We start from the raw sequence: 15,890 nt of genomic DNA on the forward strand, positions 1-15,890 counted from the left end.
ATTCAAAAAGCAACCAATGTTACCATGATTTGAGGTCAAAAGAAAATGTTATACATGCCTAAATTTTTGAGAGCTAGAACACCAATTACCTATTCAGCAATAACGATCAGGACAGTTTCAGCGGCTTGTGAACCTTTGGTATCAATATCCTCAGCTATAACTTTGAATCTGTTTTCACCCTCAGATAAAGCAAGTTCCGTTTGCGGTCCATAGCCTACTATTTGACCATCTTCAGTGAACCATGTAAAACGAACCTCTTTTGCAGATCTATTTAAAGCGGGGGCATCAATGATCTTTTCAGGATTTGCAGGGGTGAAATCTGCCTGTATGGTTGATTGTGTCTGTTCAAATGAAAGGGCGGGCTTAATATTTATCGGGAAGGCCCGATAGTAGATCGGCTCATTTTCATAGAACCAGTAAATGCGTAGCTCTTGCTCACCGGTTTCTCTTGCAGTCCAACTTGATCTGTATGCGGTTCCATTTTGAAATCTCCAATCAGAGCTGATTCCAAGTTCTTCAGTAGTTAGTGAATAGCCTGAGATAATAGCTTTTGGGTATCTTGGATAGATTTCAGGGATGTTTTTTGGGGTGATCTCCACAATGGCGGAATCAACAGAATTTGGGGCATTTTGAAGATCGTCCTGAAGCAGGGTTATGCGGTGTTTTCGGGCTTCAGTTGGAGTGAATACATTGCCATTGAGGGGCTGATGATCCACAAGCCAGGTATTGGTGACTGCCTGACCATCCGCATCTCTATCCGGGCTGGCAAATAAAGTGATCGGTTCACCGATATAACCTGCTCTTGAAGTTCTGATCTCTGGCTTAGGTGAATTGTTGGCAATAAAGGTCTTTTCAGCAATAGCACGGTTATTTGTGGTGGGGCTGTTATCCGTGATCTCCAGCCTTACAGTATGAGGTCCGGGCTCTATTGCTTTTATCAGTTCGGCTGCGTTTTTACTAATCAATTCGTCATCTAAAAACCATTTGTATTCTTTTATGTAACCATCCGGGTCGTAAGAATTCATGGCGTTCAGCTCGATGTCACTCCCGGCTGCGGCTTTTTCGGGGAGTTCCCACTCAATGACAGGTGGGGCATTTACCCTGATGGATCTGGTCAGGCTGGCAGAATTACAGGTTGCATTTGAGCCGGTCTGCAGATTTAAAGTCACCAGGTATTCGCCGGGTTCATTGAACCGGTGGTCAGCTATAAAACCGGACTTTTCAATGAGGCTGTCATCTTTTTGAATTTGCCATTCAACAACATTCAGCTCTTCTTCAGCGGAGGAGTTGCTTCCGTCAAGCCGAACCGTTTCTCCGGGTTCTATCCACTCAGGGACCTCATATCTCGCTTTCGGTCCTTCTATGACTCTGACCACAGCCCGTGTTTGATTGGTGTTGCCACAGTTGACCGATCCGGATCCTTCGACAGTAAGGGTTACCGGAAATATGCCCGCCTCAGTGAAGACATGACGGATCTTGGGTCCGGATTCGATGGTTCCGTCCCCAAAGTCCCACAATAAGGAGGGCAGGGCTCCGGAGGGATCCACACTGTTTGAGCCGTCGAATTCAAGAGCGGTATCTACACAAACAGTGGTGTCGGTTACATTCATCTTGGCGACAGGCGAGCCTTCGATGATAACGGGTATTTTTGTTACCGTAGTTTTATTTGAGATACCGTCGGTCATGCTTAAAATAGCATCATAGATTCCCGGCCGATCATACACATAAGATGGATTGGCACTTTCAGAGCTGTCTCCGTTTCCAAAATCCCATTGAACATCAAAGGGATCTCCATCAGGATCGTAACTTTGTGAACTGTTGAAGAGAATGGTTTGCCCGGCACATGAGATAACGACTGAATCAGCAACAGCCTGTACCGGTCGATTGATAAGCACTCGTATGGTTTTTTCAGCCGAACTGTTTTCAAGACCGGTTCCGTCATTCACTTTCAGGTTGAAAATATGGACGCCAAATTCGGGTGCTTTCCAGCTGAAGCTGGATTCTGTTCGTTTTGAGCCGTCAGGCAGTGTCCACTCGAAACTGAGGGGATCATCATCGGCATCGTAAGTTGAAGTGGCATCAAGGGTCACATCCAGTGAATTAGACCTTATCACAGATTCGGTCACGATGTACGGAGCGTGATTTACGTTTATGGTACCCTCTACGGTCTTTTCTGAATTTGCGATACCTTGGTTATCAACCGCAGTGATTGTAAAGTAATGGACTCCGCTTTCCTGAAAACTGACTTTGACTTCCTGTCCCTGAAACGTTCTCCCATCTTCAAAGGTCCATTCAATGCGCTGTATCTCTCCATCGGGATCGTAAGTTCCACCTGCGTTTAAGGTAATTTCCTCTCCCTGACCAATTTCATCCGGAGAAACTTCCCATCTGATGACAGGCGCATGGTTGGCCCATACCGTTCGGCTTGTCAAACTTTGAGCGATCTCATTGCCGGAGTTATCCTGCACTTTTAGAGTTATGACATGTTCACCGGGCTCGTTGATGACAACTTCAGGATTGGGTCCTGCTGCAAAAGATTGCCCATCTAAAAACCATTCATACCTGGTTATGATGCCATCCTCATCGAAACTTGCTGTTCCATCCAGTCTGAATGGCACTTTAGAAGGGATGATATCGGAAACCTCAAAAACAGCTTCAGGAAACTCATTCACAATGACCGTATGGGTTCTGACCTGTGCACTGTTGGCCCGACCTCTGCCATCATCTATGGTAAGAGTGACTTCGTATGTACCCGGCTCCTGATACGTATGGTCAGCATTTATTCCATTGAGTATGGTGCCATCACCCATATTCCAGGTGTAATTGAAATTTGAGGGTAACGGATTATCACCGTTGTTGTAGGTAAGACTGATCTTTCCGGTAGAGGTAATGTTTGGTGCTACTATCTGACGCCCTGATCCCCCGTCCGGATCTGTGACCTGTGTCTTATTTGAGACCTCAATACGGACCTGTCTCTGACTGTTGCTGCAGTTTGGGATATCACCACCATTGTTTACGCGGACTGATATGATGTAGGTGCCCGGCTGAGTGGTAGAAAAATTAAAGGATGGAGAGGTAGCCTGCAGTTCGCCATTCACAAACCAAAAGAAATTCAGTGGTTTACCCTGCATATCATAAGAATCAGAGGCGGAGAGAGTGAGTACCTCACTAAGGGCAATATCCGTTTTTGCGACATTCAGACGAGCAATGGGTGGTTCGTTTATCTGAACGGTTCTGTTTATGATCCATTCCTCGGGAAATGAAAAAATGGTATTAGGAACCCGGATTGTCAGATCAACTTCTCCACGCGATTGAAATAGAAGTGAAGGACCGGCACCGGTTGCCCTGGTTTCTCCGTTCACCTGCCATCGGGTATTTCTAAAATTAGCTGAATTCAGAAAAGGGCTTGTCAGCTCAAATGATTTCTCAGAGCAAGTTTGGGTGGGGCGTTGTTGTAATGTGATCTGTGGATCCTGAAATGGAGTCAATACAGGGTCTAAATGCCAAGTTTTGGGTTGGTCAGCAGAAATTAATGAAAAAACAGTAAATGCCTGTTCATTACCACCGACTGAAAGAACCCATTCATTTTGAGTGTCAAATGCAGATTCAGGAATAGCTGATCCATCCAACTCGTAAAATCGGCCGAATCTATCCAAAAAATTTATCCTCATGTCATTTGATGAATTCAAGATCAAACCGTCGTTCTCTGTGCTTGTAATGTATGGTTTGACCTGAAGAGAACGGCTATTTGTAAGACCTGAAACACTGACAGACAGGTCAATACTGAGCAGGGTCCAGTTAGTACTTTGTGTTCCGGAAGGAGAAAGAACCCTTACTTTAAAGTTATTGAGATCATTTCCGGACACGACACTGACCCGTAAAATATATCCGTTCTGTGTTTCAGTAATATCAGATAAGTTCTGCCAGGAATTGCTGTATGATGCCTCATTTTGGACCTCAATAGATTTTAAAGGATTTCCCGGAGTATTTCTTTTAACCGGTTGTCTATCTGCCAGCCTGTACAGGTCGTTGAAATTATAAAGCTCAAAAGAAGTGAGCGTATTGGCATTACCTGAAAGCAGGTCAATTTTGCTGCCTGTTGCAGCGTCAAAGATCTGAAGTGTACCTTGGGAAGCTCCATCTTCAGGCTGTATCCACAGGTCTATGGTCTGCATTGCGTGGTCACTTTGGTTTCCCGACACTGCCACAAAGAGATCCTGAGCCGGCAAGGCGGGTGCAAACAGTACAAAAGCTGAAATCAATAATAAGGTTCTGTAGAAAAATTTTGTCATGTAATTATTCGACCGAATAAGAATTCGAAAAATAGGTTTCGCCGGTTTCTGCATTTCTGAATAGGATCTCGAGATCGCCGGACTGCAGACTCAAAGTTACAGCCCATTTTCCATTGAAATCTGTTCTGACAGATCTGGTTGATGCATTATTAGTCAGGACTATCTCAATACCGGGATACAAGTTACCAGAGAATGTCGTAGTACCGGAACGTATTGAAGATAGATCACTGCCTGACGCACTTCTTAATTTAAAGTTAAATACCTTGTTTTTAGTTAAATTTACAACTCTTAAAACTCTTCGGGTTGTATTACCGGAAGGATCCGTTGAGGAAAGTTGCAAAGTGGTTTCACTATCATTTACTTCCGTTTGGTAAGAAAATCTTCCGGTAGTTTGCACGGAAACCTTCTCTCCATTGATTGTGAACCTGGCTTCAGGTTCTGTGGCTCCATTTATGGAAATACTGTTATTAACGGCAAAGAGCAGATCGTTGTTTATGTCATCAATAAAAATAGGAGGCGGCACTTTGTCTTCCGTGCGAATGATCCTGGCTGTTTTTGAATATGGCCCGCGAAGCCCCAGGTCATCAATTGCTTGTACACGAACGTAGGTCATGCCCATGGGAAGGTTGTTGAATGCAAGGGTAGTATCAGCAGTGCTTACCTCTGTGACATCATCTGAAAAACTTGGGTCACTTCCATACTGTATTCTGTAGGTTTGAGCTCCCGGTATAGAATTGTAAGAAAATATCACAGCCTGATCACTGACGATAGAGTCAGTGGTAGCCCAGGTCAACTCAGGAGAAGGCAAAAGTTTAACGGGGTCCAGTGGGGCTTTGCCACGTTCCACAACGGTACCTTCATTTTCGCGAATAGTGATAGTTACGTTATTTGAATTTACGATCGCTTGTCCGTCATAGTTGGTCAGTTTAACAAGTCCCGATTCTTCAGTTTCAGCATAAAAGTTCTGTGTTTGAAGCTCTGAGACTGATGATCCGGCATTAAGGACGTATCGACTTTGGTCTTTACCGGCAGCTGAAAGTTTGGCAAGCAGACCTCCATCCTCTAAAGTGATCTCAGTATCTGTGGCATTATTAAGGCGATCGATACGTGATTTTCTGATCACGGCCACAGTATTCGGTTCAACCTGAATATCACTTCCATCTACAAAAGAGAGCTGAGCATAGCTTTCGGTAAATGTCCTGATGCCATCAGATTGTGCAAAGAGATCGCCCTGCATGGCATCGGCCCAGGAACCAAGTAAACCGCTGCGTTTGTCAACGCGACCTTTTTTTTGGGAGAGCTGAGCCTGAACATCTACAACACGGTTGGCATTTAAGGCTGATTCCATACTGTCTACAGCAGTTGGAATGCTTCTACCCAGTGAAAAAGCCCGCTCAATTTCCCCGTCATTAACCGCCTTCTTATAATCATTTAGCAATTGTCGGGCATTTTGATATTCAATAGAAGCAAACACGGTAGCACCATTGGAGATCAGTTCTCCAATTCTTTCCTTTTGAGCAGAAATTGTGGCATGAATTTGTGAAAAATTCTGTAGTTCCTGTATCTGAGAAGGCGTTATACGGAACACATTAGCGTCTGTATCATGGCTGGCAAGTGAAACTACAAGTGGCCAGTTGACGGTGCTTCCTGTATACTCTTCAGCTACCCTTTGCAAGTCGTTAGCTTTAAAAGATATGGAGTTACCCTGAGCTATAGCAATGCCACTACCAATAAATATGGCAGTAATAAAGCCGGTAAAGACTTTAATATAACTCAGTTTCATTTACCCATTACCCTTTACTTCGGGAAAATCAACGTAAATCGCGAGCCTATTGCCTCATTTGATTCAAGTTCAATTTCTCCGTTGTGAATATTTATGATCTCTCGAACGTAAGCTAACCCAAGGCCGGTCCCGTTTTCACGGGCAGCCTTTTTATTTGATTTAACCCTGTAGAATTTATCAAATATTTTCTTCTGTTCCTCGAGGCTGATTCCATATCCATAATCCGTAACACTTAATTTTACAGATTCCGGACGGTTAGCAACTTTTATTTCGATCGTTCTGCCCGGTTCTCCATACTTGATCGCATTACTTAGTAGATTTTGGACCGCATCAAACACCAGATCCCTGTCAGCTTTTACGTTGAAACCGCGACCTTCACGTACGATCTCAGCATCTACTCCTTTCTGAAGAAGCAGCGGATGGTTAACGCTTTTTACTTCTTCAACGATAGCATACAGGTCAATTTTTTTGAACTCAATGTTAGCACGCCCTGATTCGATCCTTTGAATATCAAGGAAACGATTCACCAGAGTTTTCATTCGCCGACCTGACAACAATATCTCGTTTAGGAGGTTTTCACGTTCCTTTTTGTCAGTGAATGTGGAATCCTGAAGAACCTCAGAAAGACCCATGATACTTGTGATCGGATTTTTCAGCTCATGGGCTATGATATTGATCATATCATTTCGCTTAATATCATTGAGCCGGTCTTCAGTTTTATCGTGCAGGATGATCAGGGCTGCTTGTTCCTTGTCATCCCTATCAATGATAGACACATATTGATAGTCATAATAGTCACTCTTATTCTCATTCTGGAAATGAGCCAGTTCCGAATTGCTGATCTTTACTGTGTAAGGATCAGGATTGTGGACCCGCTGTTCAAGTTTTGTGAGTGATATATCGTTATGGTTGATGATGTCATCAAGATGAGCCATGTCAGGATCCAGCTGCATCGATTCCAGTAATTGCTTAAAATTATTATTGATAAAACTGAATTTTCTATTGGAATCAAGGATACCGATCAGGTCTTCAGAATAGGTCATCATGTACCGGTTCTTCCATTCCTCAAGAATGATCTTCTCTACATTGATACGCTGATACCGTTCCAGAGTGAGCCGGATGTTCTCCAAGGTGGTCTGCATCAAGCTGAACTCAGGCAGGGTAACCGGCTGTATAGGATGTTCAAAATTCAGGGTGCTCATGTATTCAACATCACTGATGATCTGCTCCACAGGTTTATTTACTCTTCGGCTTACGTACCAGCTAAACGAGAACAGGATCAGTAATATTACGGCACCGGTGACGAGGGAATAGGTGATCAGGTCATATACCGGTTTCAGAATGAAAGTATCTTCAACTGCAACGGTGTGCCAGTAAGGTAGTGTTTCAAACCTGGAACTGAGTATAAACCAATCCTTACCATCAATATTGGAAGTACTCAGATCAGAATAACCGGCATCATTGAGAGCAGATTCAGGTATCAATACATTTTCTGAGGGCAGGAGTGATCGCCCGCCTTCGGTTATCAGGTTTGCTGAATAATTTCCGCCAAGTGGGATCTGTATCAGGTCGTTCACAATAGCAGTGGCATCAAAATACATGTCAACAAAATAAATGATCTGACTGATCTGTATGGCTTTTTGGGCTACCAGAAAGTATTTCCCTGAAACAGGATCATTGCTAAAACTTACGTTTATATCGGGATCCAGTTTAGAGGGCATCCACTGATAAGTGATCCCCGAAAAGTTGACCTCGTCGTAAATTGATCGTCGTATATCAACTGACTCGGTCGATCCGTCTTCAGTAATGGTTATGCGCATCAAGCCCGGAGTCAGGTTCAGCGTCCTCGACATGATATCCTGAGTTTGTGCAGGACTTTCGCTGATCTGCTCAGTCATATAATTGGAGGCATTCAGCCAGTTCCGGATGATCTGATCGGATCGCTGAAGAGAATACTCCTGAAGCTGCGATACTATGGTAGTTCGTTCGTTGATAATGGCTTCTTTGTACTGAGGACGTACGAAGATCCATATCAGGGTAAAAGCCAATAACAGCAGCAGAGAAGAGAATATGAAGATCCTCTTTCGGAGTGTAAGATTGTTAAGCATAATCCTCTAATATTAATACATAAAGATCATTTTAACTAAATAAACAGACACTTTATTAATGATTTGTAATGTATAGCTGAGAGGAAAAATCAACTTCTTAACAAAGGCATAACATTAACTTAACGTTTTCTTTAGCTGTGATGTTGATTCTTGATCAACTAAATTAATTGATTTATGCTTATTGGCGGAGACTTTAATAACAGAGCAAAACAACTTTTGGGTATTTTGTATGAGTTGTGTGCCAACGATACGGATGTAAAAATTCCGGTTGAAGATCTGGTGGAGGAACTGGCGTCTGATCGCTCTGAGCTGAAAAACCTATTACAGTATTTGGAAGGGCGTGATCTGATCTCTATTGCTTCCATTGGAGGCCCATTTTTATATGGACATATTCGGATCACTGAAAAGGGAATTCACAAAGCATTAAAGCATAAATAAAAAGCCTCTTCGCTAAAAGAGGCTTTTCTGTGTTAGCGATGACTAAAACTTATTCTGAATCAAGAATATCATCAATTCGACTCTGAACATCCTCAATGTGAGCCTTGGTCAAGGTATCTGATATTCTGGAACTTGCCTGGTCAAGATCTTCATTGAGGGTGTTCAGTTCTACTCTCAATAAAGAACGAATATCAGATGTTTCTATGTCAACCCGGTCCGACTCATTATTTTCGAAAGCGGAAGCGATATTGTTGATATACAAACGCTGAAGATTTCTACGATATGGATCAACAGGTTCGTAATCGTAGATCTCATTCCAAACTCCCTGTCTCAGGTCTGATAACATTTCCAGTGGTGAATAAGCATCATCACCATCAAAGGCATAATTTTCGTTGAGCCTGATCATGACATCCGCGGCCATTACATCATTCAAAATTCTGGCTTGCAGGTTCTTTACTCTTTCCAATGCACCATTATGTTCAATACGACGCAGGATATCTTTATCGAGCAGCCATTCAGGCGTGCTAAATACATTTTCATTCAAAAATTCCATAGCCTGCTTCTGGTAGCTTTCAGAAACAGGGGTGTACACATAACCCTGCTGATCAGAACTCTTTCTGTTCTGGTATACTCCGCCAATATTGGTAGAGACATGCCCGGCATAGCGAGCCCATTGAAAGACAAGTTCACCGTAGATCTCTTCCAGGTCATCATAACCTTCACCCGGTGTAGAGGTCCATTCGATCAAATTTGGGACCACGCGTTTAAGATTCATAAGTCCATAGGTACTTGCCTGAACCGGATCGTTTGAAAGATCTTCCGTTTGAGAAGAGGGGTCATAACCGGTGGAAGAGGCAAAACGATATACCGGGTCACCGGCTTTTTCCATAATCCAGTTGTCCAGGATCGGTCTTTCAGCTTCCGGAGTTTCAGCTTCCGGGATCACACGGTATCCCCAATTGATAGAATATTTATCATAAGGACCAATTTTGCGGATGAAGCGGATATTCTCGTCGCCAGGCTGTGCAATATAGTTCTGGCGGGCATATTCCATGATAGTGGTGGCTATGCCATATTTTTGGGTGAATGTTCCTGATCTTAATGAATCCACCGGATAAGCTGAACTGGACTGCATATTATGTGGTAGCCCCAAAGCGTGACCCACTTCATGCGATATCACGCGACGCATAGTTTCACCGATCAGGTCATCATCCAGCTGTAATTTCCTGGCAGCAGGATTGGCAGCACCTGTTTCTATCATCAAACGATTACGGTACGATCGCATATGGTTATGATACCAAACGATATCACTTTCTATGATCTCTCCGGTGCGCGGATCACTTACGCTTGGACCAACGGCATTTCTGATTGTGCTTGCTACCCAGCGAACGGTGGAATAGCGAATATCCTCGGGACTCCAGTCAGGATCTTCTTCAGGCGATGGGGCTTCTTTTGCAACAACCGCATTCTTAAAGCCGGCGGCTTCAAACGCTTCATTCCAGTCCTCAACCCCTTGTTTTATATAAGACACATATTTTGTTGGAGTGGCAGGATCGAGGTAGTAGACAATAGGTTTAACAGGTTCTACAAGTTCACCACGCGCATAAGCCTCAGGATCTTTGGGTTCCAGTCTCCAGCGGCGGATGTAGCTTTTCTCTTCTGCTTTTTGGGCTTCAGAACCGTAATCGATCTGGTCTACCGTGAACCAGCCTACGCGATAGTCTTCATATCTTGGTCGCATGGGTTCTTTCGGCAACAGCACCATAGACTGACTCATTAGCATTGAGAGGGTAGCGGTCTGTTCATCAGATGGAGGATTGCCGGCATTGTACGTGAGTACATGACGCACTTCGATGTTCTCCGGAAAACTTTTAGCGCTCTCAATATACGTACGATCACCATCAAGCCGGCGCACCTGGTATTGCCGTCTTAAAAAGCTGATGGCACCGCTGATGGCCTCAATATCAGAAGTAAAGAAATCCGTGACATCTATGACCATGGACGTTGAATCTTCATTTATGGTTTCAATAGGGAAAGAGGCCAAAATAGGGGCAAAATTGTTGGCTTTAACAGATTGATAAATTGGGAGAGTGTCAGCGGCTACCGCGTTATACGATTGTTTTCTGAGAAGAATATTATCTCTTTTTCGTTCAAAGGTAATGACCTGTTCAGCTGTTTTGGAACCGCCCGAGAAAAAGCCGAAATAGTCGGTAGGTACTTCAGCAATTCGGCTCACCAGCAACATTTCACGATTTAGAAGAGAATCCGGAATTTCGTAATACAACTTGTCATCAACCCAGTGGACGTCAAAAAGCCCCTCATCAGTTTCAGCATCTTTTGTTATTACGCTGGAATAGGCTTTATCTCCATTATCAGGTGAAGCAGTCCGTTTGCTGTTATTGTTTGAAGTAGCCTGCTTGGAACTTGAACATGCTGTTGCAAAGGCAAATGACAGCATCAGAATCCAAAGAAGTTTTAGGAAAGATCTTGGCATCATAGATTTTAATTGATTTAAATTTTTACCTAAATGAAAGTAGGGGTAATTAAGAAAAGGATTAAGTCTTTAACATGAAATAACATTCCTGCGAATGGAGGTCAGTCATAAAGTTTCATTACCCAGTTTTCCTGAAAAATTCCTACCTTTGCGTCCCAAAAATTAACAGCCTAACTAAATCTAACATCATGATTATTGGAGTCCCAAAAGAGATCAAAACACACGAGAACCGAGTTGCCATTCAGCCGGGCGGTGTGGCACAGCTAAAACGTAACGGACATGATGTTCTGATCGAAAAAAGTGCCGGAGTTGGAAGCGGTTTTTCGGATCAGCAATATATTGATGCCGGAGCTAGTATCATTGATGATGTGGAGGAAGTTTGGAAAAATGCGGATATGATCATGAAGGTGAAAGAGCCTATTGCCGTTGAGTACCCAAGAATGAGAGCGGGGCAGATCATATTCACTTATTTTCACTTTGCGGCTGATGAAGAGCTGACCAAAGCTGTGGTAGATTCAAAATCTATTGCCATCGCCTATGAAACGGTTGAAAAAGCTGACCGGTCCCTTCCATTACTCATCCCAATGAGTGAAGTTGCCGGCAGAATGGCTGCTCAGGAAGGCGCTGTTTATCTGGAGAAACCCAAGGGTGGCCGGGGAGTTCTGATGGGAGGGATTCCGGGTGTGCCTCCAGCTAATGTACTGGTACTTGGCGGAGGTATTGTAGGAGTGAATGCCGCTAAGATCGCAGCAGGTATGGGGGCAAGAACAACGATCATGGATATCAGCATGCCCAAACTGCGGTATCTTGATGATGTGATGGAGAAGAATGTGACCACTATGTTTTCATCCGAGGCAAATATCAGAAAAATGCTTCCTCACGTGGATATGGTTATCGGTGCCGTATTGATACCCGGAGCCAAGGCCCCACATTTGATCACCAGAGATATGCTTAAGCTGATGAAGCCGGGTACAGTTATCGTTGATGTGGCTATTGATCAGGACGGATGTTTTGAAACCTCAAAACCAACCACCCACAAAGATCCTGTATATGAAGTGGATGAAATTGTACACTATTGTGTGGCTAACATGCCTGGAGCCGTTCCTTATACATCAACCATGGGGCTTACCAACGTAACCCTGCCATATGCAGTTCAGATCGCCAACAAAGGCTGGAAAAAGGCATTGAAAGATGACCATGATCTACTGAGAGGTTTGAATATTGCCAATGGAACCATTGTCTATAAAGACGTGGCCGAGGCATTTGATATGGAATGGGAGGAAGTAAATTCCGTTCTGAAATAAGTTCTATTGACCAAAAAATATCAAGCTCGTTTAGTCTAACTATACGGGCTTTTTTGTACCGGTTGATTTTTAGGAGATCGGTCTGATGGCTAAAAGTCCGTACGGCTGCTATACTTGAATAATTAGATTTAATCCTTTTCCAGATCTGGAAAAAGAAATGAGCCAGCAGTTTAATATTCGCCTGAGTATTATGATTAAATTATGGTCCCCTGTGTAGGTTTTTCTATGGGGTACCCTCAGTCTGTGTTCCATGAATAAACTTAGCTGAATGATGGATATATGAGAACACTGAGTTGGTTCAGTGAAGTGATCTTACTACAGGTAAAATATTGTTTAAATTAAGCTTAAATTAGTTGATGTATTTTATCTGCCAAACGTAATTACCTTAACCGGATCGGTATTGGAAGCAACTCTTGCTGGGAACCAAGAGGCTAAACCGGATAGAAAGAAGGTTACGATCGTTACGATCACAAAATCGATAAGATGTGGTTCCACGGGCGCATAGCTCATGTAATAATTTTCCTGAGATAGGGGAATTATCTGATAGTTGACCTGCAAATAATAGAAGAGCAGGGATATAAAGATCCCAATGGTCAAACCAACTCCGGCTACGAGTAATCCCTCAAAAAGAAATACCCTGCGAATAGCCTTTGACTTGCTGCCGATGGTTTTGAGGATTCCTATATCACGTGTTCGCTCCAGAACCATCATTAGTATGGCCCCGATAAGATTGAAAGCAGCTACGATGATCATCCCGCTTATTACCAATGGGATCATGTTTTCCTGAAGTTCCACCCAGGCAAAAATATTACCAAAGATCGTAAAGATAGTTTCAATGTAGAAAGGGAAAATAATGGTTTGTCCCAGGGTTTTCTTAAAGGCCGAAATATCGGTTTCCTCTTTAACCCGGATCTCTACAGCATCGGCTTGTGTCTCAGAATATTTGAAAAGGGCGCGGGCGTGCTTCCGGTCTACCAAAGCGAAAACACCGTCAAACATTTCGATGCCGGTTTCATAGACACCTGTTAATCTGAATTGTTTAATCTCCGGGGAGTTTATGAGAGACGGTATCCCCTCAATTGTATATACGGTGATGACAGAACCTATTTCTGCCTGTAATTCATCCGCCATTTCGCTTCCTACAACAATTCCCGGTAATCCTGATTCTTGTTCACTTAGGCCGTAGGAACCTTCAGACAGGTAGTTGGCAACCCCGTGACCCGGTATTTCAGGATTCACCCCTTTAAGAGTGGTTCCGGTTACCCCGTCCCGGGTTTGGATCATCACTTGCCCCTGAATAACGGGTTGCTTGAAGGTGATCTCAGGATAGCGGTCTAAATGTGTCATCAAGGTATCAACGCGCTCGATGGGGCGGTTGACAAATGAATTTATAGTCACGTGTGGAGCAAATTCCATGATCTTGCCGTTGATCGTGGATTTGAAGCCATGAACGATAGACAAGGCGATAAGAAGCCCGGCAGCACCAATAGCAATTCCTGCAATAGACATATACTTGATAAAGGAAAGAAATCCTGAACTCTTTCGGGACCCCTTGAAATATCGTAGTGCGAGATACCATTCAAATTTCATGAGTTCATTCTTAGTTATTCGTTAGTAGTTTTTGGTATATCGATCAAAGTGATCGTTCCTTGCTACAGGTTTATTCCAGTATCACAGGCTTTTATTATTAACGGATATACCATTAACGAACATCCTACTCAGGTTTCATTTGAGGAAAGAAAAGAACATCACGAATTGAGTCTGAATTTGTCATGATCATAGCCAGTCGGTCAATTCCGATCCCTATTCCTGCCGTTGGTGGCATGCCATATTCCAGAGAGCGGATAAAGTCTTCATCGATGGCCATAGCTTCCTCATCGCCACCGGCGCGGAGATTTACCTGTTCCTCAAGTCGCTCACGCTGATCGATAGGATCATTGAGCTCAGTGTAGGCATTGGCGATCTCTTTTCCGTTACAGATAGCTTCAAAGCGCTCCACGAGTCCTTCTTTTGAACGATGCTTCTTGGTAAGCGGACTCATTTCGATAGGATAGTCAGTGATGAAAGTAGGCTGTATCAGTTTGCCTTCCACATATTCACCAAAGATCTCATCAATGATCTTGCCTATACCAAACGATTCATCTATCTCGATATGCAGCTCTTTGGCTACTTTTTTTAATTCCTCAAGATCTTTGCCATAGAGGTCGTGCCCGGTTTCTTTCTCAATAGCTTCAAATAAAGGAATTCGTGGCCATGGAGCTTTAAAGTCGATCTCGTTTTCACCCACCTGAACTTTTGTGGAACCGTGCAGTTCAAGCGCTACTTTTTCAAGCATGTTCTCGGTGAACTCCATCATCCAGTTGTAGTCCTTATAAGCCACATAGAGCTCAATTTGTGTAAACTCAGGGTTGTGAAATCTGGATAAGCCTTCATTCCTGAAATCCTTTGAAAATTCATAGACGCCATCAAACCCACCGACAATGAGTCTTTTAAGATATAGTTCGTTGGCAATACGCAGATAAAGATCCATATCCAGCGCGTTATGGTGAGTCACAAAAGGCTTTGCCGCCGCTCCACCATATATGGGTTGAAGAATCGGTGTTTCGACTTCCAGGTAGCCTTTTTCATTCATGATATTACGCATAGTCTGAACCATGCGGGTTCTCTTTTGGAAGGTCTTACGAACCTCAGGATTCACGATAAGATCGACATAACGCATGCGGTATCGCTGTTCCTTATCTGTAAAGGCATCGTGAATGACTTTCTCTCCATCTTCATTTTCAACTTCCTTCGGAGTTGGGATAGGGCGAATGGTCTTTGATAGAAACTCGAATTCCTGAGCGTGGATGGTGGTTTCTTTGGTTCGTGTCTTAAATACAAAACCCTTGATTCCTACGATATCACCGATGTCTGCCAGTTTTTTGAATACTGTATTGTATTCTTCCACTCCAACATCATCACGGCGAATGTATACCTGTATGGTTCCTTCAGAATCCTGGAGATTGAAAAAAGAAGCTTTCCCCATGATACGGCGGTTCATAATACGCCCTGCAACACTCACGGTTTCTGTATCCGGATTACTCTCTTCATCCCTGATCAGCTTTTCATCATCTAAGATCTGTTTAGAGGTATGGGTAACATCAAAAGAATAGGGATAGGGGTTAACTCCCATTTCTTGAAGTTGTTCAAGTTTTTCCCGGCGAATTTCTTCCTGTTCGGAAAGACTTAGTTCCTGATCAGACATCTAATATTTTTGATTTTATTTACAGGTTTTTGATAAGCTCCAAAAATACCGAATTATGGTGAGAATTGTGAGTTTAAACATCAATTAGTTTAGCATATCAGAGTCAGAGTTCAATTTTTAAAGCTTCCTAACATAATCTCTATTTATGCTTTTCTACTTTTGGTCGAAAAGTATGTACTAAAGATGCTATCTTTTTAAAAAAGTATGAATTACTAACAGATAAACTC

General features: G+C 43.2%; 8 protein-coding genes. 2 read left to right on the top strand and 6 right to left on the bottom strand.

Going from position 1 to position 15,890, the window contains the following annotated elements; all coding sequences use genetic code 11:
* Positions 1-89: 89 nt before the first annotated feature.
* The 3 genes from ACKGJO_RS03160 to ACKGJO_RS03170 are packed head-to-tail and all read right to left on the bottom strand — an operon-like array spanning position 90 to position 8,183.
* The gene (locus tag ACKGJO_RS03160; protein ID WP_411321945.1) at positions 90-4,292 is read right to left on the bottom strand and encodes a PKD domain-containing protein; all 4,203 of its coding nucleotides are present in this window, start codon (positions 4,290-4,292) and stop codon (positions 90-92) included.
* 4 nt (positions 4,293-4,296) lie between these two features.
* Positions 4,297-6,075, bottom strand: a complete 1,779-nt coding sequence (locus tag ACKGJO_RS03165) for a FecR family protein (RefSeq protein WP_411321946.1) — start codon at positions 6,073-6,075, stop codon at positions 4,297-4,299.
* Positions 6,076-6,089: 14 nt separating this feature from the next.
* Positions 6,090-8,183, bottom strand: coding sequence for a sensor histidine kinase (locus ACKGJO_RS03170; RefSeq protein ID WP_411321947.1), 2,094 nt, complete (start codon positions 8,181-8,183; stop codon positions 6,090-6,092).
* A gap of 174 nt (positions 8,184-8,357) precedes the next feature.
* Between ACKGJO_RS03170 and ACKGJO_RS03175 the strand changes: the two genes are divergently transcribed.
* Positions 8,358-8,621: a hypothetical protein gene (locus ACKGJO_RS03175; RefSeq protein WP_411321948.1), complete on the top strand. Its 264-nt coding sequence runs from the start codon at positions 8,358-8,360 to the stop codon at positions 8,619-8,621.
* A 49-nt stretch (positions 8,622-8,670) separates the two neighbouring features.
* Here ACKGJO_RS03175 and ACKGJO_RS03180 read toward each other — a convergent pair whose 3' ends face one another.
* Positions 8,671-11,115, bottom strand: a complete 2,445-nt coding sequence (locus ACKGJO_RS03180) for a zinc-dependent metalloprotease (RefSeq protein ID WP_411323271.1) — start codon at positions 11,113-11,115, stop codon at positions 8,671-8,673.
* A gap of 188 nt (positions 11,116-11,303) precedes the next feature.
* Between ACKGJO_RS03180 and ald the strand changes: the two genes are divergently transcribed.
* Complete coding sequence (gene ald, locus ACKGJO_RS03185; RefSeq protein ID WP_411321949.1) at positions 11,304-12,419, top strand: alanine dehydrogenase; 1,116 nt, start codon at positions 11,304-11,306, stop codon at positions 12,417-12,419.
* Between the two features lie 363 nt (positions 12,420-12,782).
* On the opposite strand, the gene ACKGJO_RS03190 is transcribed toward ald, so the two are convergent.
* Entirely contained in the window at positions 12,783-14,009 is a 1,227-nt protein-coding gene (locus ACKGJO_RS03190; RefSeq protein ID WP_411321950.1) for an FtsX-like permease family protein, read from the bottom strand.
* Positions 14,010-14,133: 124 nt separating this feature from the next.
* The gene (lysS, locus tag ACKGJO_RS03195) at positions 14,134-15,663 is read right to left on the bottom strand and encodes a lysine--tRNA ligase (RefSeq protein WP_411321951.1); all 1,530 of its coding nucleotides are present in this window, start codon (positions 15,661-15,663) and stop codon (positions 14,134-14,136) included.
* Between the last annotated feature and the right edge of the window lie 227 nt (positions 15,664-15,890).

Origin of the sequence: Gracilimonas qinghaiensis (genome assembly GCF_046602855.1) — a bacterium.
GTDB lineage: Bacteria > Bacteroidota > Rhodothermia > Balneolales > Balneolaceae > Gracilimonas.